General features: G+C 61.0%; 16 protein-coding genes. 9 read left to right on the plus strand and 7 right to left on the minus strand.

The features are described 5' to 3' along the window. Positions 1-17 precede the first annotated feature (17 nt). The 5 genes from OU694_RS00805 (at position 18) to OU694_RS00825 (ending at position 5,046) form a co-directional block, all read left to right on the plus strand. A complete protein-coding gene (locus tag OU694_RS00805) occupies positions 18-647 on the plus strand; it encodes a TetR/AcrR family transcriptional regulator (RefSeq protein ID WP_373460231.1) in 630 nt (209 codons plus the stop codon). Positions 648-750: 103 nt separating this feature from the next. Further along, positions 751-1,644, plus strand: coding sequence for an SDR family NAD(P)-dependent oxidoreductase (locus tag OU694_RS00810; protein WP_308909106.1), 894 nt, complete (start codon positions 751-753; stop codon positions 1,642-1,644). Positions 1,645-1,761: 117 nt separating this feature from the next. Continuing rightward, the gene (locus tag OU694_RS00815) at positions 1,762-2,565 is read left to right on the plus strand and encodes a DODA-type extradiol aromatic ring-opening family dioxygenase (RefSeq protein WP_308909107.1); all 804 of its coding nucleotides are present in this window, start codon (positions 1,762-1,764) and stop codon (positions 2,563-2,565) included. Positions 2,566-2,656: 91 nt separating this feature from the next. After that, complete coding sequence (locus tag OU694_RS00820; RefSeq protein WP_308909108.1) at positions 2,657-4,036, plus strand: serine hydrolase domain-containing protein; 1,380 nt, start codon at positions 2,657-2,659, stop codon at positions 4,034-4,036. A gap of 170 nt (positions 4,037-4,206) precedes the next feature. Then, a complete protein-coding gene (locus tag OU694_RS00825; protein ID WP_444860593.1) occupies positions 4,207-5,046 on the plus strand; it encodes a MurR/RpiR family transcriptional regulator in 840 nt (279 codons plus the stop codon). On the opposite strand, the gene lysA is transcribed toward OU694_RS00825, so the two are convergent. Then, on the minus strand, positions 5,043-6,326 hold the full coding sequence (gene lysA / locus OU694_RS00830; protein WP_308909110.1) for a diaminopimelate decarboxylase: 1,284 nt from the start codon (positions 6,324-6,326) through the stop codon (positions 5,043-5,045). The two genes, OU694_RS00825 and lysA, sit on opposite strands and share 4 nt — an antisense overlap. A gap of 86 nt (positions 6,327-6,412) precedes the next feature. On the opposite strand from lysA, the gene OU694_RS00835 reads away from it, so the two are divergent. Beyond that, complete coding sequence (locus OU694_RS00835; protein ID WP_308909111.1) at positions 6,413-7,969, plus strand: serine hydrolase; 1,557 nt, start codon at positions 6,413-6,415, stop codon at positions 7,967-7,969. 19 nt (positions 7,970-7,988) lie between these two features. Here the strand turns inward: OU694_RS00835 and OU694_RS00840 are convergent, their stop codons facing one another. From OU694_RS00840 to OU694_RS00850, 3 genes are read right to left on the minus strand one after another with little or no spacing between them, the layout of a single operon-like run. After that, entirely contained in the window at positions 7,989-9,083 is a 1,095-nt protein-coding gene (locus OU694_RS00840; protein WP_308909112.1) for a dipeptide epimerase, read from the minus strand. A 25-nt stretch (positions 9,084-9,108) separates the two neighbouring features. Beyond that, positions 9,109-10,497, minus strand: a complete 1,389-nt coding sequence (locus OU694_RS00845) for an SH3 domain-containing protein (protein ID WP_308909113.1) — start codon at positions 10,495-10,497, stop codon at positions 9,109-9,111. Positions 10,498-10,506: 9 nt separating this feature from the next. Then, positions 10,507-11,664 (minus strand): DUF819 family protein, encoded by a 1,158-nt coding sequence (locus OU694_RS00850; protein ID WP_308909114.1) that lies wholly within the window; start codon positions 11,662-11,664, stop codon positions 10,507-10,509. A 294-nt stretch (positions 11,665-11,958) separates the two neighbouring features. Here OU694_RS00850 and OU694_RS00855 point away from each other — a divergent pair, with 294 nt between their 5' ends. Then, entirely contained in the window at positions 11,959-14,883 is a 2,925-nt protein-coding gene (locus tag OU694_RS00855; protein WP_308909115.1) for a TonB-dependent receptor, read from the plus strand. A 75-nt stretch (positions 14,884-14,958) separates the two neighbouring features. Here the strand turns inward: OU694_RS00855 and OU694_RS00860 are convergent, their stop codons facing one another. Then, positions 14,959-16,032, minus strand: coding sequence for a S66 peptidase family protein (locus OU694_RS00860; protein WP_308909116.1), 1,074 nt, complete (start codon positions 16,030-16,032; stop codon positions 14,959-14,961). Between the two features lie 199 nt (positions 16,033-16,231). On the opposite strand from OU694_RS00860, the gene OU694_RS00865 reads away from it, so the two are divergent. Continuing rightward, positions 16,232-17,479, plus strand: a complete 1,248-nt coding sequence (locus OU694_RS00865; protein ID WP_308909117.1) for an NAD(P)/FAD-dependent oxidoreductase — start codon at positions 16,232-16,234, stop codon at positions 17,477-17,479. Between the two features lie 48 nt (positions 17,480-17,527). Then, positions 17,528-18,934, plus strand: coding sequence for a Na+/H+ antiporter NhaC family protein (locus OU694_RS00870; protein WP_373460169.1), 1,407 nt, complete (start codon positions 17,528-17,530; stop codon positions 18,932-18,934). Position 18,935: 1 nt separating this feature from the next. Here the strand turns inward: OU694_RS00870 and OU694_RS00875 are convergent, their stop codons facing one another. Beyond that, a complete protein-coding gene (locus OU694_RS00875; RefSeq protein WP_308909118.1) occupies positions 18,936-19,400 on the minus strand; it encodes an Lrp/AsnC family transcriptional regulator in 465 nt (154 codons plus the stop codon). A gap of 77 nt (positions 19,401-19,477) precedes the next feature. Further along, a complete protein-coding gene (locus OU694_RS00880; RefSeq protein ID WP_308909119.1) occupies positions 19,478-21,448 on the minus strand; it encodes a serine hydrolase domain-containing protein in 1,971 nt (656 codons plus the stop codon). Positions 21,449-21,465: the final 17 nt, after the last annotated feature.

Genomic DNA, 21,465 nt, shown 5'->3' on the forward strand with positions numbered 1-21,465 from the left:
AACAACGCGCCGAGATGATGGAGCAGATTCTCGATGCAGCCGAGTATCTGTTTTCGAAGCATGGCTTTTACGGGGTGACGCTCAAGGATGTTGCCAAGCGCGTAGGGGTGCACCACACGCTCCTTAACTATTATTTCGATGACAAGAAGAACCTTTTCGATGCCGTTTTTGCCCGTCGTGCAGTGGTGACGAGCCAGCGCCGGATGGAAACGCTGGACGCCTACGAAAAGGAAGTGAACGGCAAGCCGACCGTTGAAGGTGCGCTAAGGGCCTTTCTCGATACCGACCTGGATCTTTATATCCAGGGCGGGGAAGGCTGGCGCAATTATGCAGCCCTAGGCGCGCAGGTCGCCAACACCCCGGAATGGGGGGCGGAGACCATGGACCGGCATTTCGATCCCGTGGTGCTGCGGCTCATTGACCTTCTGAAGAAGGCACTGCCCGATTGCTCGGACGAGGACATTTTCTGGGGCTATCATTTCGTGACCGGCGCCCTGATGCTGACCCTTGCCCGCACCGGGCGGATCGACAAGCTTTCGGGCGGCCTTTGCCGGTCGGAAGATTTTGTGGCAGTGAAGAAGCGCATGGCGACCTTCATGGCCGCCGGTTTCATCGAAGTTTGCAAACAGCGTAAGGCGGAAGGCTGAATCCCTGACCCGGAAGGAGAGGGGCAAACAGATTTTGTTTGATCATTTTATTAACTCACAAGATAGCGAATAAAAATTCGATCCAGAAACGGGAGGAATGAAAATGAAACTGCAAGACCGCGTAGCGATTGTCACCGGTGCTGGTGGCGGGCTCGGGCGTTGTCATGCCCTGATGCTCGCAAGCCACGGGGCCAAGGTGATCGTGAACGACATGAACGGCGACAGTGCAAAGCGCGTGGCCGATGACATCCGCGCAGGCGGCGGCGAGGCGATCGGCGTGCAGGCTTCGGTGACCGACGAAGCGCAGGTTGCGGCGATGGTGACCAAGGCGATGAATGCCTGGGGTCGGGTCGATATCCTTGTCAACAATGCCGGCATCCTGCGCGACAAGAGCTTTGCTAAGATGGATATGGCCGATTTCCGCCTCGTGGTGGAGGTGCATCTGATGGGCGCCGCTATCTGCACGAAGGCTGTGTGGGATATCATGCGCGAGCAGCGCCACGGCCGGGTGGTGATGACGACCTCGTCGTCAGGGCTTTACGGCAATTTCGGGCAGGCAAACTATGGTGCCGCCAAAATGGCGCTTGTTGGCCTGATGCAGACACTAGCGATTGAAGGCGACCGTTATGGCATAAGGGTCAACGCGCTGGCACCGACGGCCGCAACCCAGATGACGGATGGTGTGTTGGCCGCCGATGCACTTGCCAAACTTGACCCTGCACTCGTCAGCCCCGGCCTGCTGGCACTTGTGGGGGATGAGGCACCGACGCGCGCCATCCTGTGCGCGGGTGCCGGCCACTTTGCCTGCGCCAACGTGACCCTCACGAACGGTATTCAGGTGGGCGACAGCCCGCGGGCGGGGGAGCAGGTGATTGCGGCATGGGACGCCGTCAGCGACCGGACGGGGGAAATCGTCCCCGCCTATGGCTTCACGCAGGCCGAGCGGGAACTCGCTGCTGCCGGTTTCGCACCACAGAACCTGACGCTTCACGGATAGGGCCGCCAAAAAAAATGTAACGCATGGGGGCGGGACTTGGGGTGAACAAGTCTTTGTGTGTTGTCTTGAAGCGGGTGTGTGTGCACGCGATATCAGGGCAACCGAAGGAGTATCCCCATGCGTCAACCGGCTTACTATATCACCCACGGCGGCGGCCCCTGTTTCTGGATGGATTTCCCGCCGCCCCTTGGTCCCAAGGCATATGAAAGCCTGCGCGCGTTTCTGGATGGGCTGATCGGCAGCCTGCCAGCGCGCCCGAAATCCGTACTTGTGGTTTCGGCGCATTGGGAGGCACCGGTGCCGACAGTTGGCAGCGGCGAAGCGCCGGGCATGCTTTATGACTATTACGGCTTCCCGCCGCATACCTATGAACTCTCCTATCCCGCTCCCGGCAATCCGGCTCTGGCTGCGCGCGTGCAGGAACTTCTCTCCAGGGCAGGGATCGCCTCTGCTGCTGACGCCGAGCGCGGTTTTGATCACGCGGTTTTCGTGCCGATGCTGATTGCCGATCCGAAAGCCGAAATTCCCGTTGTAACCCTGTCGTTGCAGGAGGATCTGGGCCCCGAGGCCCATCTCGCCGTGGGCCGGGCGCTTGCACCCCTCAGGGATGAAGGCGTGCTGATACTGGCCAGCGGCAGCAGCTATCATAATTTGCGCGATATCTTCCGGGGCGGGGAGGCGTCGTCGGTGGAGTTTGACACATGGCTCCGCGAGACGGCCGAGGCGGCGCCCGACCTGCGCACGAGCCGTTTGATCGATTGGGAAGCCGCGCCCGGTGCCCGTGCCTGTCACCCGCGCGAGGAACATCTCATCCCCCTGATGGTGGCGGTGGGCGCGGCCGAGCACGAACCCGGCGTAACGGTCTATCACGCCCGGATCGGCGGCAAGCCTTATTCCTGCTTCGCCTTCGGCGCGGCCTGATCCCTGCTTCCAGAATAATGTATTCTATGGATTGTACCGTTTCGGTATTTGTGTGAATATATTATTCAATAACGGAAAAGTGGGGGAATATATGGCTGTCGTCAGGCGTTCGGATTGGAAAGCTGCGTGCTTTGGTGTCCTGTTGCCGCTTGCCGCTTTCACGACCTCTGTGAATGCAGCAGAGCCGACGGCAGAAGAAGCGCTTGTCCGCATCTTCGATGGCTCGGTGGAAGGCTCGCCCGCGATGAGCGGGGTCGAGGTTGTGGTGCTCGATCAGGGCAAGGTCGTGTTCGACACAGCCCTTGGCATGGCGACGCTCTCGGACAATGGCGCCGCGACGCCGCTGACCACCGATCACAAGGTGCGTATCGCCTCGATTTCGAAGCTTGTCGCCACCGTGGGGCTGATGCAGCTCGTTGAGGCGGGCAAGGTGAATCTTGACCGTGACGTTTCCGATTATCTGGGGTTCAGCCTGCGCAATCCGAACTTCCCGGATACCCCGATTACGCTTCGCCAGATCCTGTCGCACACTTCCTCAATCCGGGACGGTGACCAATATTGGCTGCCGCGCGGGCAGCATCTCCGCGACTTCTTCACGAAGGGTACCGACCTTTACGATGGCGGCGCGCATTTTGCGGCAGCCGCAGGTGAGGCGCCGGGCACCTATTTCACCTATTCGAACCTCAATTTCGGTGTGGTCGCCGGGGTGATCGAACGGGTTTCGGGCGAGCGGTTCGACCGTTATATGGCGGCCAATGTGCTGCGGCCCCTCGGACTATCTGCAAGCTACAATGTCTGCGACGTGAGCGGGCCGGAGCCCGAGCACCTGGCCTCGCTTTTCCGCAAAAGCACCGACGGCGGCGATACGTTCGCGCCCGAAGGGCCATGGCATGTCCAGCTCGATGGAGCGAAGGTCGCCTGTCACTATGGCATGACGGCGATCCCGCGCGGGGAAAGGGTGGTGATCGAGCATGAGGACTTCGTGCCCGGCGACAATCCGACCCTTTTCTCGCCGCAGGGCGGCCTCAGGGCCTCGGCCCATGACCTGGCCAAAATCGCCCGCATGTTTTTAGGTGGCGGTGAGGTGGACGGCGTGAGGGTCCTGAAGGCCGAAACCGTGGACGCCATGTGGACGCCTGTGTGGACCTTCGACCGCGCCAAACGGAACGGCAATACGACGGGTGAGGATAACCCTGCGCCCGGAGAAGTTGGCCCGATGCTTTCCTATGGCCTGTCGGTCGATCTGATCGATCCGGCGAGCTGGAACCTTGGTCCCTCGCAGCAGCTTGGCGGGCACCGGGGGGACGCTTACGGACTGCTCGGACTTTTCCTTATCGACCGCAAGTCGGACAGGGCGCTGATCGCGCTGATGACCGGGTTTGCTGACGATCCGGCCGCCCATAAGGGGGAAACGCCCTTCTATCGGCCCGAGGAAGAGATGCTGAAATGGTGGCTTCGCCACTTCAACTGAGGGGTGCCGGTGCATCCCCTATCGGATGGTGCTTGAGTTGACCCATGAATCACCCTAAACCGGTCAGAGACGACTTGGCCGCTGCGCGGCGACGGGGCAATGCCGCAAGGCGCCGCCCGGCCGCCACACGATCGGGGGGATCGGGTACAGAGATGGATTGTCTGGAAAGAATGCGACAGGCTTCAGCGGACATGTCGGCGAACGAACGCAAGCTTGCCGATTTCATACAGAAGAACGCCTCGCTCTTGCGGGACTATAGCTCGCAGCAACTGGCCGAGGCCGTGGGCGTGAGCCAATCGAGCGTTGTGAAATTCAGCCAGAAGCTCGGTTTCAAGGGGTATCCGGCCCTCAAACTGGCGGTGAGCGAGGATCTCGCGCGCGCCATGCCGCAGCAGGGTGAGGCGCCAGCAAAGGCCCCACAGCACGCACCATCGGAAAGCAGCGGCGAGCATCTGACCCCGTTCGAGGAACTGGCCAAGGTGAAGGCCGATGTGCTGCGCTGGATCGCTGACCTCAACAGCGAGGAAAGCCTGATGAATGTGGTCCGTGCGCTGGAACGCGCCAACCGCATCCAGTTTGTGGCAGCGGGCAGTTCTGCCCTTATCGTCAAGGACTTCGCGCTGAAACTGCTGATCATGGGCAAGTCCGTGGTCGCGGAATCTGATCTGTTCATGCAGCGCGCCAATGCCGCCACCTTGCGCGGCGGCGATGTGCTTTTTGCGATCTCCGTCTCCGGCAACAATACCGCCATTACCGAGATGGTGGAGAAGGCCCGCGAGAACGGCGTCACCATCATTTCGCTGACGCATTATGATGTGAACCCCTTGAGCCTTCTGGCCCATCATACGCTTTTCACCTTCATGGAGAAAACACCGCTGACCGTGCCGCATGTGGTGGCGCGGGTGGCGCTGCAGCATGTGATCGATGCGCTTTATCTGGTGATGTCGAGCCGCGATACGCAGGGGCGTGAACTGCTGGAGCTCAGTCAGCAGGTCTCCGAACATTTCTAGGCGAAGGCAATCGCCCGGTTGCTATCGAGCGCCATCATGTCCGCATGGCTTGGCCGCTCGCGGATGATGCTTGCACTGTCGCCGTCCACCATCACCTCGGGCACCAGGGGCCGTGCGTTGTAGGTGGATGCCATGACGGCGCCGTAGGCGCCTGCATCCAGAATGGCGACAAGGTCACCGGGCTCGAGCGGCGGCATCGGCCTTGCCCGCGCGAACGTATCCCCGGTTTCACAAACGGGGCCGACAATATCGGCAGGTGTTTCGGCGGCTCCCGTGCGCACTACCGGCACGATCCGGTGATAGGCATCGTAAAGGGCCGGGCGCATCAGGTCGTTCATGGCGCCATCGAGGATCAGGAAGCGGCGGTCGCCGCCATGCTTTTCGTAAATCACGCGGGTGAGCAACAGCCCCGCTGCGCCCACGAGCGACCGGCCGGGCTCGACAATCAACCGGCAGCCAAGGCCGCCCAACCGTTCGCGGGCGAGCTTGGCGAGGTCCGCAGGCGTCGGGATCGGGCCGGTGTCCTCGCGGTAAGCAATGCCGAGCCCGCCGCCGACATCGATGGTGGAAAGCTTGATGCCTGCCGCTGCCAGTTGGCCAACAAAGGCGGCGATCCGGTCGAACGTGAGGCCGTAAGGGGCAAGCGAGGTAAGCTGCGAGCCGATATGCACCGCCACGCCCTGGATATCGATGCCGGGCAGGGTTTTGGCTTCCCGGAAAACGCCAAGCGCGCGATTGAGCGCGATGCCGAACTTGTTCTCGGTCAGACCCGTCGAGATTTTGGCGTGCGTCCCCGCGTCCACATCGGGATTGACCCTGATGGCGATCCGCGCGCGGCGGCCGAAGGCCATGGCCGCGGCCGAAATGGCTTTCAATTCGGGTTCCGATTCCACATTGAACTGCAGGATATCGGCGTTCAGCGCGAAATCGATTTCCTCCCGCGTTTTGGCAACACCTGAAAAGACGATACGGCGCGCAGGGACACCCGCCGCGAGGGCGCGGCGAAGCTCACCGCCCGAGACCACATCAGCGCCAGAGCCCATATCGGCGAAGGTGCGGATCACCGAAAGATTGGTGTTGGCCTTGACGGCATAGCAGACAAGGGCATCCATCCCTTCAAACGCATCGCGGTAGCGGGCGTAGGCTGCCTGCATTGCGGCCTTGGAATAAATATAGACCGGCGTGCCGACCCTTTCGGCAAGGGCGGGCAGCGGGATAGCCTCGATTGTCAGAATATCGTCGCTGTAACGGATGGCTGGACGTGATTTCTTGCTCGGCATGGCAGGCCGCCTTATGGTGTTGGAATAAATTATTATCTATGGAATAATTGTCGCGAATACAAGCGTCATGACAGGGAGGACGAGGAATGGGTGCATTTTGGCGGCAACGGACGCTGGCGGGTTTCATGATGGGGGTGGCGGCTTTTACCCTGCCGGCCAGTGCCGACGGGCTGGCGGAAACAGAAATCGATACGCTGGTCACCTCAGCACTGAAGGAATTTGATACACCCGGCATGTCGGTCGCCATTGTGGAAGATGGCAAGGTCACCTTCATGAAAGGCTATGGCAGCCGCGATCTGGAGGCCAAAAAACCGGTCACGCCAAAAACGCTGTTCCGGCTGGCTTCCACCACCAAGGCTTTCACGGCTGCGGCGCTCGCCATTCTGGTGGATGAAGGCAAGATCGGCTGGGATGACAAGGTGACCGACCATCTGCCCGCCTTTCGCATGAAGGACCCTTGGGTGACGGATGCCTTTACCGTTCGTGACCTGCTCACGCACCATAGCGGGCTCTGGAACGGGGCGGGGGACATGCTGCTGTGGCCGGAGCCATCAAGCTTCACGGCAGCGGAAATCGTGGCGAGTCTCGCGACATTCGAGCCGCTGACCAGCTTCCGCTCGTCCTACGCCTACAACAACGTCCTATACATCGCGGCGGGGGAGCTCGTCGCGGCGGTTTCGGGCGTGCCTTATGCCGACTTTGTGGAAGGCCGTATCCTGAAGCCGCTCGGCATCGCCTGCTATTGGGGGCCGGTGCCCGCGAAGGCGCTGAAGGATGCAGCGGTCGGTTATGATATGGTTGATGGCAAGCTGGTGCCGCATGTGCGAAACGGGATCGACCGCAACCCGACTGCCTCGGTCGCGGCAGGCGGTGGCGTCTGCAATGCCGAGGGCATGGCCAAATGGATGATTGCCCAGCTGGATGGCACCCATGCGCCTTTCAGCGAGAAGCAGCGCGATGAAATGTGGGCGTCGCAGGCGCTTCTGCCACTTTCGGACCGGATGCAGGAAATTGATGGCACCGCGTTTCGCTCCTATGGCCTTGGCTGGCGGCTTGCTGACGTGAACGGGGTGAAGACGGTGTCGCACACCGGCACGCTGGGCGGCTGGCAGGCTTATGTGATGCTGGTGCCATCGAAGAATCTCGGTATCGCGCTCTTCAACAATGGCTCGCACGAATATGCCCGCCAGTCGGTGATACAGGGGCTGTTGAAGTCGTATCTGGCGCCGGGTGAAGAGCGCGACTGGGTGGCGTGGTACGCGGCCGAGGAAGCAAAGGAAGAAGCCGAGGCGAAGACGAAGCAATGGCCGGAGCCCGAGGTGCTGCCGCTGACCCGTCCGATTGAAATCTATGCCGGCACTTATGTGGATGATGTGATGGGGGATGTGACCATCACGCTGCAAGGCGAGCAGCTTGAAATCGTCTTCGCGCGCATGCCGGCGCTGAGAGGCACGCTGATCCCTATCCGCGACGGGCTGTTCCGCACCGAGTGGACCGACCCGACGGCAGCAGGCCGCATGTATGTGGCCTTCCCGTCGGACGCTCTGGGCCAAGTGGTTGCCCTGACGCTTGATAACGCGGCGGGGGCGCCCAACCAGGCGGACGATTATGCCAGCCGCTATTTCAGGCGCCGGTCGGACTGACCGACGCCTGATGGTGTGATCAATCGAGCGGGATCAGGTTCTCGATCGCCTCGATCCCGAGACCCGGCGTCTCGTTCAGCTCGATATCGGGGCCGCGGAAAGTGGCCCCGCCGGTTACCGGGTTGAACTGGCAAAGCGAGGGTCCATCGAGATCCACCTTGGTGATGACGCTCGATTTCGCGACCGCAAGATGCGCGGCGGCGGTGACGCTGATTGACGATTCCAGCATGCAGCCGATCATGCAGCGCACATCATAAATCTTGGCGATATCGGCGATCTTGATCGCGTCCGACAGTCCGCCGGTTTTCATCAGCTTGATATTGATGATATCGGCCGCACCCATCTGGATCAGTTCGATCACTTCGCGCGGCCCGAAGGTGCTTTCGTCCGCCATCACCGGGGTGCGAACGCGTTCGGTGATATATTTCATGCCCTTGAGGTCGGCACCCTTCACCGGCTGCTCGATCAGTTCAAGCTCGATACCGGATGATTCCAGTTCATGAAGGGCGGCCACGGTTTCCCGTGCGGTCCAGCCCTGGTTGGCATCAAGGCGCAACAGGCACCGGTCCTTCACGGCGGCATAGATGGCTTTCACGCGCTTGATATCGACGCCGAGATCCTTGCCGACCTTGATTTTCAGGGTTTCATAGCCGGCGTCGGCTGCACGGATCGAATCCGCGACCATCTTGTCGATATAGTCGACGCTGATGGTGATATCGCTGGCGATGCGCGGCTGGCCGCCGCCGAGCATCTTGTAAAGCGGCACGCCGTGCGCCTGCGCGAACAGGTCATAGACAGCGATTTCCACTGCGGCCTTGGCACTGAAATTGTTGATGAGCGCTTCGCCGATGATCTCGGTGATCTGGTTCAGCTGGCTCACTTCCATACCCGTCACCATGGGCATGATATAGTTGCGGATGGCATCGATGATCGATCCGTGGGTGTCGCCCGTGATCACCGCCGTGGCGGGAGCGGCGCCATAACCCACATGGCCCGTATCGGTTTCGATCATGATGACGATGTCCTCGACATGATCGACGGTCCGGAGTGCCGTCTTGAACGGTGTGACGAGCGGCACCCGAAGCTTGCCCAGTTTGTAACCGATGATTTTCATGGAATGGACCTCAGATCATTGCGCCTCAGGGGCGGACCCGTTTGATATTATAAACAGCATCGATATAGAGCCGTTCGTTGGATAGGGAGAGCGGCAGCAAGGGCGTGATCGATACGCCGTTGAGGGTGCCGCGATAGAATGCGCCGTCCGCCTTGGTGTAGGCAAGGCCGGTGACATCATGGATGACGAAGGGCTCGGCCCCGTCGAAGCCCAGCACCATCATCACATGGCCGGGGATGTAAACGAGATCACCAAGTTGCACCTTGCGGGCGGCGGCAAGGCGCGCCTCGCGGCCGGTTTCCTTGTCAATGCGGGTGTTTTGGGCAAAGACGCTTTTGCCCTGGTCACCGGAATTGCGTGGCATCAGGATGCCGAAGGAGGCGTAGATGGCGCCCACAAAGCCGGTGCAATCGCGGCCGTTATAATCGTGCCCCCATCCATAGCGCTCGCCAACGAACTTGAAAGCCTGCTTCACGATATTGGCGTTCGTGTAGGGCAGGTAGCCCATGTGGACATCTTGTGAGCGGGCGATGAGTGCCTTCCGGAAGGCAAGGCTGCCGTCTGCTTCACGCACCGGCAGGCGGACCATGTATCCAAGATACGGGTTTTGCCCATAAAGCTCGGTGCCGCGCTCGGCTGTCGGCACCACGGGCAGGCGCACGCCCATATCAAGCTGCAGTTCGGAAACGCGGGGTTCTTCCGGGTTGAAAACCGTATGAACCTTGGCGCCGGTCACGACGAGGAAATCACCGTCGTTGCGGTAGCCAAGCACGGCCTCGCGGTTCCCTGTTGCGATGGCGTCCACCGGCACCCACGCAACATATTGATAGTTGGCGACCAGATACCATTTGCCGTCGGCACTTGTATGCAGCACGGCGACTTCATCGCCGGGGAAAACGCCGGTTTCCTGGAAGCGGTCGATATCCCGGTCGGTCGCACCTTCGCTGAAGATGCGCTCATGTGTCGGATAGGTGCGCAGTGACGCGCGCTTCACCACAAGGCCGAAACGCACCGGGTTCTGGGCCTTCACATCCCCGAGCGCGAGGCTTGCTTCCCAGCGTTTCACGTCGGCGTCCGTCACTGGTTTACCGTCTTCGTGGATGCGCGGCACGGTCGGCGGGTTGCTGATGCCGCGGATATAGGCCGTGAGGCTGGCGCGGCTGAGGGTTGCGGGCAGGGCGGCCAGATCGCGCATTGTCGGGTCGTCTGCAATGGTCTGCCGGTTCATCTCGGCAATCGCATCCACACTCATTATCGGCGTGTCTGCATCCTTGCCCTTGATCCAGAAGGCGGGGTCCAGATGCTTTTCACTGGCCCCAATCACGTCGCTTGCGAATTCATAATCGCTGGCGGCTGCCGCACTGGCGATGCTGGCGGCAAGGGCGATACTGTGGATAAGGCTGCGCGGTCGCATGGAATATTCCTAGATCATGAGAGACAGAAGCTTGCCGACAAACAGGCCGCCGCCTGTGCCGACAATATAACCGAGAAGCGCCATCAGCACACCGATGGGGACAAGCGCTTCGGAATAGGCAGCGGCAAGGATCGGGGCCGAGGCCACCCCGCCGATATTGGCAAGCGACGCCACACCGCAGGAGAAGAGGTCCAGCCGGAAAACCTTGGCGGCTGCCGCAAGGCACAGGCCGTGGACGGCAAGCACCACAAGCCCCGCGGCGATATAAAGCGGCGCCTTGGCGAGTCCTGCGAAATCAGCCTGCGAGGCGATCAGCCCGATCATGGCGTAAAGGAGAACGTTGCCAAGCTCGATGGCGCCCGGCATGCGGCCAAGCGGCGTCATCGCGGCGATCACACCGATGAGGGTGGCGATGAAGATGGCCCATGTGCCTGTCGAGAAAAAGGCACTCGTGGGTGCATAGGCAGCCAATGCCTGCGAAACGGCGGATACGGTAAGTGCCGCGCCGAGGAGAAACAGGATCGAGGTCAGGTCAATGGGCTTGCCCGTCTCGGCCGCTGCAAGGCTGGCGCTGACCTTGTCGATCACGCCGCTGTCCGCACCCGACCAGCGATTGAAGCGGTTGGCGAAGGGCACAAGCGCCAGAAGGATGACAACCCAGAGGGCATAGTCGACCGAATCCATAAGAAGCGTGTAGCCGATGCTGCTGTCCGGCACCTCAAGGGCGGCCTGCACGGCGAGCATATTCCCCGTACCACCCATCCAGCTACCTGAAAGCGCCGCGAAGGCCTTCCATGCGTGAGGTTCCAGCCAGTTCTGGAAAATCGCGAACGCGACCACGAAGCCGATCATGATGCTGATGGTGGCAGCGGCAAAGGCCAGCAGCATGCGGGGGCCAAGCTTGACGATGCGGCGCAGGTCCGCCTTCGCCAGCAGAAGGAAGATCATGGCTGGCAAGAGATCGCTTTTGAGCGTGCTGTTCACAGCCGTCACATCGTCTGTCCATGACCATAGCCCGAGGGAAGCCAGCACCATCACGATGAAATAAAGCATCACGACACCGGGCAGATATTCGAACAGCCGATGCCGAGTCGTCGTCTCGGTAAGCCGGATCAGGCCCCCGATAGCCATCAGGCTGGCGATATAGGCAAAGCCCGTTTCGATCATGCGTCCCTCCCGGATGTCCGGCGAATCCCTTGGCAGGCTGCCGTTGAATTCGGAATTAATTATTCTTTTCCGGCCTCTCCCTGTCCGTTCTAGCAGATCGGAAACGATGCGGAAAGCTATTAAATCAGCGGAAATGACATGTTGGAATAGAAAATTCTTTACAGTCTTGTGAAATGCGAAGATAAATTATTCATCAACTATATTCCGGCCCGGTGGATAGCGCCGAGGCCTATTTCCAAGGGGGGAAATGAAATGTTGTCACAACAGTTGAGGCGGGCGTCCCTGGCGCTTGGAATGGGTGTCAGTCTGATCGGACTGACGGCAGGCGGTGCTTATGCCGCCAACAGCGATGGCTCCATCCGTGGTGCCGTCATCTCCGAAAATCAGGCGCTGGCTGGCGCCACGATCACGGTCACGAATGCCGAGACCGGCTATTCTCGCACGGTAACCGCGGGCGCGGACGGCAGCTTCCGTTTCTCGCGCCTGCCGATCGGTACCTATCGGGTCACCGCAGCCAAGGGCGGCTATGAACGCACCGTGATTGAAGACGTGAAAGTCTCGATCGGCGGCACCACCTCGCTTGACCTGCAGATGCAAGTCGGCGGCGAGATGGAAGAAATCGTCATCTCGGCGAAGGAAGTCTCCGGGCTTTATCTTGCCGTGGCCGAATCCGGCCTGCAGATTGATGCCACCTCCATCGAGCGCTTCCCTGTCGGTCGCTCGGCCGATGCAATCGCACTTCTGGCGCCCGGTGTGAATGAAGGTCCGTCCTTCGGCGGCATCTCGTTCGGTGGTTCGTCGGTCGGCGAGAATAACATCTTCATCAACGGCCTGAATATCAGCGACGTTGAAACCGGCGTCGGCTTCTCCGACGTGCCGTTCGAGATGTTCAAGGAATTCCAAGTGAAAACCGGCGGTTATTCCGTGGAATACGGCCGCACGACCGGTGGCGTGCTGAACGCTGTCCTCAAATCGGGCACCAACGAATTCCACGGGGGTGCCAATGTCTTCTGGGAACCCGATGACCTGCGCGGCAGTGCCAAGGACTTTTACGCCAAGGATGGCACGGCAACGATCTATCGCAGTGACGATAGCGAGAATAACCTCAACGGGAACATCTACCTCAGCGGCCCGATCATCAAGGACAAGCTGTTCTTCTATACGCTGTTCCAGCCGCGCCACAATACCGGCAGCTATTACAGCACCAGCGGCTCGTCGCTCTACGACTATAAGGACAATTCGGCCTTCTGGGGCGGCAAGGTCGACTGGTATATCGTCGACGGCCATTCGCTCGAATTCTTCGCTTTCTCGGACGAAAGCAAGACCCTGACCGATCGCTATGATGACGGCGACTATATCGAAACCGCGACCGCCAAGCGCGGCGGCATCAACTGGGCGGGCACCTATACCGGCCATTTCGGTGACGATTTCACGCTGAAAGTCCTTTACGGCCATAACAAGCGCAATTCCGACGATTTCACCAACGTGTCGTCTGAATGTAACCGCGTGCTGGACCGTCGGGGCGCTTCCAACGTCGAGATCGGCTGTACCTCGCAGTTGCGTGGTGATCACCGCATCAACTCCCGCGATGCGCTTCGGGTGGACGCGGAATATGAGCTTGGCAATCACCTGATCCGCGGTGGTTTCGACTATGAGAAGCGCACCACCTACATGGAGCGCGCCTCGGTCGGCCCGGATATGACGAGCTATGAAATCTTCGCCACCACGCCGGGTGCCAGCGTTAACAACGTGACGGTACCGGATGGCGTTGATGCCTATGTGATTGCCCGTCAGGAAATCCGTGGCGGCACGTTCGATGCCAAGACTTCGGCAGCTTATCTTGAGGATGTCTGGTCGGTGAATGACGATCTGACCGTCACCCTCGGCATTCGCTGGGACCGGTTCGACAGCAAGGACGCAGCCGGCGACAGCTTCATCAAGGTCGATAACATGTGGTCGCCGCGGGCAGCACTGTCGTGGACCCTTGATGAGGAGGGCAAGTCACGCGTTTATGCAAGCGCTGGCCGCTATTACTTCCCGATCGCCAACGGCCTTGCGGCACGTGAAGGCGGCGGCACGGTCGACACGCGCTACTATTATGCCTTCAACGGCCTGCAGGAAAACGAAACCTCGGCCGGCCTTACCAACGTCACCCCGATCCTCGGCGAGCAGCTTGGTACTGTCGTCCAGTTCGGTTCGGGTGAAGGGCGTGGGGAAGACATTCCCTTCATCGTCGATCAGGATCTGCAGGCGAGCAGTCAGGACGAGTTCATCCTTGGCTACGAGCACCAGCTTGATGACCTTTGGAGCGTCGGTGTGCGTGGTGTGTACCGCCGCTTCCGCAACGCGATCGAGGATATCCGTGTCTATGCCAAGGTGCCCGGCTGTGGCGAGTTCAACAACGACTGGTTCTTCGGCAACATCGGCCAGCCGCTCACGGTGGATATGAACTGCGAGGACGGCACGGTGAAGACCGTGACGGTTGATCTTGGCAAAACCAACCAGTACGGCCTGAACGGCGAGGATATCGGAAGCCCGGTTGCCAAGCGTAACTACAAGGCTCTCGAGTTCGTCGTGAACCGCGAATGGGACGATGTATGGATGGCGCGCCTTTCCTACACGCTTTCCAAATCGTCGGGCAACTACGAAGGCGGCGTGAACTCGGATACCGGCAACGATATCCCGGGCTGGACCGAGATCGGTGACGAGGTTTCCTACATCATCGGTAACCAGGGCGATCTCGCGAACGATCACCGTCATGCGATCAAGCTCTGGGGTGCCTACGCCCCGACCGAACGGCTGACCTTCGGTGGCAAGCTGACGGCTGTTTCGGGTGCGCCGATCAACGCCCGTGCCTATGGCAACCCCTACACAAGCGTGACGCGCTACCGCGAAAACTGGCTCTGCGTCCAGAACTGCCTTGATACCGGCGGTGGGTGGACTCCGGCGGACCGTGTGTTCGAAGAACTCACCCGTGGCAAATACGGTCGTCTGCCGTGGCAGGTCAAACTCGACCTCTCGGTCGACTATGAAGTGGAAGTCAACGGTTTCGACGTGAATGTCGGTCTCGATGTCTTCAACGTCTTCAATACCCAGAAGGCGCTGACCTACGACGAGATGATCGAATCCTCGCTCGGTACCGAGAATATAGGCTTCCTGTCGGCAGATACGGCAGCACAGCCGCGCTACTTCCGCCTGTCGGCAGGCTTCAAGTTCTGATCTCCGACTACCCTCCCGTAGATAAAAAGAAGGGGCGCCTGCGGGCGCCCCTTTGCGTTGGGATTTTAGCTGGTTTTAGGCGACGGCGGCCTCTGTCAGGCGGATGATGCCGGCGTCGGCATCGATCATGGCCCGGCCCCCGAGAGGCAGGGTGAAATTGTCCTTGATATGGCCGAACTGGGCGCCTGCAAAAACCGGGATGCCGAGTTTCGCGAAATGCTGTTCGAACACTTCGATCAGCGTGAAGCCGCCAAAGGGCTCGGCCTCGTCGGGCCCGCAATCGGTGAAACCGCCAAGCACAATGCCCTTCAGTCCTTTCAGGTGGCCGCCAAGCGCCAGTTGTGTGATCATCCGGTCCACGCGGTAGATCTTCTCGCCGACATCTTCAAGGCACAGGATACAGCCGGTGAGATCGGGGAAATAGGGCGACCCCATCAGCGAGGTGAAGACGGTGAGGTTACCGCCGACAAGCCGCCCTTCCGCCTTGCCCGGCGTGATCGTGTGGGTCCGGTTGGCGCGAGCGACGAGTGTGCCGTCATTCCGGGGAATGGTCCGATATTCCACCTTGTCGCCGTTGAACAACAGCGCCTGCAGCATCTCTGCCTCAAATGTATACCAGCTCGATCCCGCATTGGGGCCGTGATAGGTGATCATGCCGGTCTTGGCCGCAATCGCCGCGTGAAGCGCGGTGATATCGCTGTAGCCCAGCAGGATTTTCGGGTTGGCGCGGATCGCCTCGAAATCCAGATGCGGCAGGATACGCGCCGCCCCCCACCCGCCACGCAGGCAGAAGATGGCGTCGATGCCGGGATCACGGAACGCCGCCATCAGATCGGCGGCCCGGTTCTCGTCGGTGCCCGCAAGATAGCCATAGCGGTCCATCGCGTGGGGGAAGACCTTTGATTTCAGCCCCATCGCGGCCAGCGATTCCGTGGCGAGCGGCAGGTTGGTCTTTTCCCACAGCACGCCGGAAGGGGCGACGATCGCGACCGTGTCACCGCGTTTCAGGCGTTTCGGTTTCAGGCCCGGCTTGGCCGGGCGCGCTGGTGATTTCGCGGCGGCGGCTGGGGCCATGCTGCCCATCGTGGCGGCGGTGGCAGCTAGTGCGCCGACGGCTTTCAGGAAGCCTCGTCTGCCAAGCTTTTTCATGATATTCCCCTCACGTCTGTATGCGGTGTTGCAACCGCAGGAATAAAAAATCACTTTTCGGATCGATCCTAACGGACCTGTTCACGAAATCCACCTAAAGCCGGTCATTCGAGCCATATTATTTGGAATATATTATTCTTGACAGGTGCGGGGCGACCGTCTCTGATGCGCCGGAGAATTGTGAGGGAGGATGCGGACCATGCAGGACCGCAATGTGACAATCGTGGGCGGCGGGATCATCGGGCTGATGACCGCTTATCATCTGATGGAACGCGGCATTGCCGTGACCATCATCGATGCCGTACCGCCGGGTGACAGGGCGCAGACCTCCTATGGCAATGCGGGTTCGATCTCGATCGGCAACGTGTTGCCGCTTGGCAAGCCGGGCTTCGTGATGGATGGCATCCGCATGACGCTTGATCCGGAATCGCCGCTTGTGATGCCGGTTAGCTACATGCCGCGTATCGCGCCCTGGCTTTACAAGGTGTGGCGTGCGTCCGGCCCGGCAACGGTGGAGACGAGCGCCAAGGCGTCGGCGCTGCTGAGCCATGAATCGCTCGAGGCATGGCAGGCGCTTGTAGCTGATCTCAAGTTGGGTGACCTGGTGCGGCCCGATGGCTGGCTGAAGCTTTACGAGACCGAAGCGAGTTTTGAGAAAACCGCCAAGGAACGCGCGCTGATGGACCGGTTCGGCTTCGGCTACCGCGTCCTTGACCCTGATGCACTGGCCGAGCTTGAACCCGGTATCGCACCAATCTATCCGAAAGCGATCCTGCAGACCCAGTCGCTCGCCATCCGCAATCCGGGGCGCTGCGTTTCGGCGCTGGCGAGCCATCTGCTGGCGCGGGGGGCGGCCTTCACGCTGGGGCGTGTGACGCATATCGAGCGCACCGAGGGCGGCTATTATGTGAAAGGCGAGGGGATCGACCATCTGGCGCGCGAGCTTGTGATTGCTGGAGGCGCCTGGTCCAACCGGCTTCTCAAGGGGCTCGGGATCAGTGTCCCGCTGGAAACCGAGCGCGGCTATCACCTTATGTTTGACGGTGGTTCCGGGCTCAGCCGGCCGACCGTGAATATGAACCGCTATTTCGTCCTTTGCCCGATGGAGCAGGGCTTGCGCATGACGGCCTGCGTGGAACTCGCAGGGCTCGATGCAAAACCCGACTATCGCCGTATCCGGCGGCTGGTGGCGCACGCGAAACGCATGTTGCCGGGCATGGCGACGGATGAGCGCGACCAATGGCTCGGCTTCCGCCCCTCGATGCCTGACACCCGCCCGGTGATCGGCGAGGCGAGCGGCCACAAGGGGCTCTATCTTGCCTTCGGGCATGGCCATATGGGTATGACGCACAGCGCCGGCACAGGCCGGTTGCTGGCCGGGCTAATCGCCAGCGGCGAGGGGGGCGACGTGCTTGCGCCCTTCACGCCGTCACGCTTCGGCGCCTGAGGGGGCATCAATTGCGGCGGGGGTGCCGCCCGAAACGGGGGAAATGACTTGGGTTGGATGACGCTGCTACCGCCATTATTGGTTCTGGCCTTGGTTTTGTGGAAGAAGGAGGTCCTTTCGGCGTTGCTGGTGGGTCTCTTTGTGTCGGAACTGCTGCTTCTGGTGTCGGGCGGTCAAAGTGGCCCGGTGGCGTCGGTGGGATTGGGGGCGCTGGCCACCATCGACCGGATCGTTGCCGTGGTGGCGGATGCGGATAATGCCCGGGTGCTGGTGTTCGCGCTGCTGATCGGGTCGCTCCTCGCCTTCATGTACCGCTCGGGCGGGGTGGCAGCGGTGATCGACCGGGTGGTCGGCATGGGGCTTGTGAAGTCCCGCCGCCAGGCCCTGGGGCTGACGGCCGTGACCGGCACGGTCATCTTCGTCGAATCCAACCTCAGCGTTCTGGCCTCGGGGCTTCTCTCGCGCGGGCTCTATGACCGCTACGGCCTCAGCCGGGCGCATCTCGCCTATATTGTCGACAGTACCTCGGCCCCCATCTGTATCCTCATTCTCCTGAATGGCTGGGGGGCCTTCGTGCTGGCTCTCCTTGGTGGCTATGACCTCGGGATGAGTTCGGCCTCCGTCCTCTGGGGCAGCGTGCCCTTCAACTTCTATGCCCTCATCACCCTCGCCATTGTCGTCTATTCGGTGGCAAGCGGGAAGTTCCACGGGCCGCTCGGCCGGGTGAAAGCCACCGAAGGCCGGATCGGGCCCGACGCCCATGAGGGGGCAGACGGCGGCCATGAGTATGCCCCGACCCGCTCCCGCTTCATGATCCTGCCGCTGCTCGCCATGATCTTCGGGATGGTCGGCTTCATGCTCTGGACCGGGAATGGCAGCATCGCGGCGGGCAGCGGGTCGCGCTCGATCCTTTATGCCACCGTGCTTGGCTGCCTCGTCGCCTATCTCCTTCTCGTCTTCGACCGGCGCTTCGGTCACAAGGAACTGGTGGAGATCGGCCTTCAGGGCATGAATGACCTGATGCCGGTGGTCCTGATCCTCCTGATGTCCATCGCCTTCGGGGCGAGCCTCAAGGCGCTCGGCACCGGGGCCTTCATCGCCGGGATCGTCAGCGGCGGCATGGCACCCATCCTGATCGCCCCGGCGCTCTTCATCGCGGGTGCCCTGATGTCCTTCTTCACCGGCACCTCGTGGGGCACCTTCGCGATCCTCGTGCCCATCGCCATGCCGATCGTGCAGACGCTCGGCCTGCCGCCTGCCTTCATCCTCTCGGCTGTTCTGGGGGGCGGGGTGTTCGGTGACCATTGCTCGCCAATCTCCGACACCACCATCGTCTCGTCGCTCGCCTCCGGCTGCGACCATCTCGAGCATGTCAGAACCCAGATCCCCTATGCCCTAACCGCCGCCGCCGTTACCATCGCGGTGTATCTCGCGGCGGGAGCCGTGGTGCTGTAGGTCAGGGCGCGGAGCGGCCGTAGGAGATCATGGTTTCGGTGCCGGAAACGGCCGGGTGGCCGTTCACATAGGTGCGGCGGAAGGCTTCAAGCTGAGCAAGATCGCGGCCCCAGAATTCGACCAGAAAGTCGAACTTGCCCGACACCATGTGGACCTGCGCCACATCGCTGCAAGACATCAGGTCGCGGCTGTAGGAACTGAGCATCTCGTGATGCTGGCTTTTCAGCTTCACGGCGATGAAGGCGGTGACGGGCAGGCCGATCTTTTCGCGGTCGATCACGGGGCGCCATCCCTTGAAAGCCTGTTTGCGTTTCAGGCGCTGCACGAACTGGCGAACAAGGCCGGTAGGGCTGCCATCGGAGGCTTCCTCGATCCGTGCCTGAAACACATGATCGCGGATAAGGCGGACGAGCGCGGCGCGCTCGTCTGTGGTCAGGATATCGGCAGGCGGAACGGTCCGCTCCATGGTCGGTCTTTCAGTCAGTGGAAAACTTTGGGAAAAGCGGGATGGCCCTTACGGACCATCCCGGAAGGTAGCAGACGTCAGAAATTGAGGTCAAGCGTCAGGAAGCGGAAGCGCAGGATGATCCAGGCGACCGCCAACATGCCGACAACGATCAGCGCGGACCAGAGCTTGACGAGGCGGCTACGATCGTCGTTCCACACAAGCCACGCATTCCATGCCGAAACCGGTACGCCTGCAAGCGCCACAAGCGTGACCAGCTGCAGAAGGCGCATCGGTGTATCCAGGCGGCCATCAAGGGCGGAAAGCGACGAGTCTGTCAGCGACACGACCTGGAACCAGCCGGCAATCACGCCAAGCGCCACGAAGGCGAAAACACGGGTCAGACGGTGCGCGGCAAGCGCCTTGTCCTTGATCGGCAACTTGTAGCCATAACGGCGTCGGATGAGGGCAGCAATCGGCCACGAGAAGGCGGTCAGCACCAGAATGGTGAGCCCGCCCCCAAGGACCGGCTGACCCCACTCAAGCGACAGCGAGGTCGGCACCGGCTCGAAGCTCAGGACGGGCGGCAGGTCGCTTGAAGAAAGGCGTTCCACCTTGCCGTCCTTGACGGCTGCGGCAAGGCGGCTGGTACCGCCGACTTCCTGCCAGACGAACGGCTCGATCTCGCGCCACTCTTTCGGCACGCCGGCTTCATCGCGGAAGAAATCGGTCGTGATGGTGGCATCCGCGTTCACGGTGATATGGCCTTGGCCAAGGATGTTGAAGAGCGACACCCAGCTCGTTTCCGGGCGGCGGCTGCTGTAATAGGCGCCGGCCATCAGGGCGGCATGTTCCTTGGCGGTTGCTTCATCGACCGAAGCTTCGCTTGGCTGCAGAGGGCCGGAGAAATAGCGCTCAAGGAAACCGGTGCGGAGCGAATTGCGCACGGTGCGCGATGCGCCGTTCTTGCCGCCGCTGTTGACCGAGATGAAAACGCCCACGTTACGGTCGGTGAAAAGGGTGAGGTCCGAATGGAAGAAGACGGTATCGCCGCCATGACCGATGATCGTCTCGCCGCCCGCGTCACTGTGATAGAAACCAAGCGCCATGCCCGGCAGGCCGGGTACGGGCGTGAAGGCGGTGGCATGCATCAGGGCTGCCGTTTCGGGCGACAGGAGCACACCGCCATCCGCGAGGTGCGCGATCATGAATTTGGCCATGTCGGTGCTGGTGGCGGACATCGACCCGGCAGGAGCGAGGCTGATGATCTCGAACGCCTGCGGCTCGCCCGAGGCAACACGGTAGCCTTTGGACATCACACCCGGATGACCTTCCGGCAAGGGCTGGCGGAAGGACGAGTGCGTCATGCCAAGCGGCGCATAGATATGCTTTTCGACATAATCCTCGAACGGCTCGCCCGATACACGCTCGACGATATAGCCGGCGATGGCCGCACCATAGTTTGAATAGGCGACAATCTCGCCGGGCGCGAAAATGCGGCTCGGGGTCCATTTCTTGAGAATTTCACCAAGCGGGAAGGCGCTCGCCGGATTGTCGGTGATCAGATATTTCACCGTCTCTTCAAAACCCGTCGTGTGGGTCAGAAGATCGCGGACGGTGATAGGCTTGCCATAGGCTGGCGGAATTTCGAAATCGAGATAGGTGTTGATATCGGCGTCAAGGCTCACCTTGCCGGCTTCCACCTGTTGCATCAGCGCTGTCCAGGTGAAAAGCTTGGATACGGAGCCCGGTCGGAACAAAGTCTCGTCGGGGTCAACGGGCGTACCGGCGTCGACATCCGAAAGGCCGAAGCCACGCTTGGTGAGGATTTCGCCGTCTTTCACCACCACGACAACCGCGCCTGCAATATCACCGGTCTCCAGTGCATAGGGCATGAAGCCGTCAAGCCATGTATTCACGTCGTCCGCTGTCAGCGGATGGGTGCCGGGCGTGGGGGCGGCTTCCACAGCGGCGACGGGTGCCGCTGTGGTTTCTGTTTCTGCATCCTGTGCCAGGGTGGGCGCCGTTCCCAGCGCCCACATCAGGGCAAGGCTCAACCATTTACGCATTGTCGGATCCTCGCTGT

Source organism: Pseudokordiimonas caeni (assembly GCF_026719705.1).
Taxonomy (GTDB): domain Bacteria; phylum Pseudomonadota; class Alphaproteobacteria; order Sphingomonadales; family Kordiimonadaceae; genus Gimibacter; species Gimibacter caeni.

Coding starts and splice junctions, on each gene's coding strand:
- OU694_RS00875 (WP_308909118.1), bottom strand. CDS start 19,400: ATGGAGCGGACCGTTCCGCCTGCCGATATCCTGACCACAGACGAGCGC.
- OU694_RS00855 (WP_308909115.1), top strand. CDS start 11,959: ATGGGTGTCAGTCTGATCGGACTGACGGCAGGCGGTGCTTATGCCGCC.
- OU694_RS00860 (WP_308909116.1), bottom strand. CDS start 16,032: ATGAAAAAGCTTGGCAGACGAGGCTTCCTGAAAGCCGTCGGCGCACTA.
- OU694_RS00845 (WP_308909113.1), bottom strand. CDS start 10,497: ATGCGACCGCGCAGCCTTATCCACAGTATCGCCCTTGCCGCCAGCATC.
- OU694_RS00805 (WP_373460231.1), top strand. CDS start 18: ATGGAGCAGATTCTCGATGCAGCCGAGTATCTGTTTTCGAAGCATGGC.
- OU694_RS00865 (WP_308909117.1), top strand. CDS start 16,232: ATGCAGGACCGCAATGTGACAATCGTGGGCGGCGGGATCATCGGGCTG.
- OU694_RS00850 (WP_308909114.1), bottom strand. CDS start 11,664: ATGATCGAAACGGGCTTTGCCTATATCGCCAGCCTGATGGCTATCGGG.
- OU694_RS00820 (WP_308909108.1), top strand. CDS start 2,657: ATGGCTGTCGTCAGGCGTTCGGATTGGAAAGCTGCGTGCTTTGGTGTC.
- OU694_RS00810 (WP_308909106.1), top strand. CDS start 751: ATGAAACTGCAAGACCGCGTAGCGATTGTCACCGGTGCTGGTGGCGGG.
- lysA (WP_308909110.1), bottom strand. CDS start 6,326: ATGCCGAGCAAGAAATCACGTCCAGCCATCCGTTACAGCGACGATATT.
- OU694_RS00840 (WP_308909112.1), bottom strand. CDS start 9,083: ATGAAAATCATCGGTTACAAACTGGGCAAGCTTCGGGTGCCGCTCGTC.
- OU694_RS00880 (WP_308909119.1), bottom strand. CDS start 21,448: ATGCGTAAATGGTTGAGCCTTGCCCTGATGTGGGCGCTGGGAACGGCG.
- OU694_RS00815 (WP_308909107.1), top strand. CDS start 1,762: ATGCGTCAACCGGCTTACTATATCACCCACGGCGGCGGCCCCTGTTTC.
- OU694_RS00835 (WP_308909111.1), top strand. CDS start 6,413: ATGGGTGCATTTTGGCGGCAACGGACGCTGGCGGGTTTCATGATGGGG.
- OU694_RS00825 (WP_444860593.1), top strand. CDS start 4,207: ATGCGACAGGCTTCAGCGGACATGTCGGCGAACGAACGCAAGCTTGCC.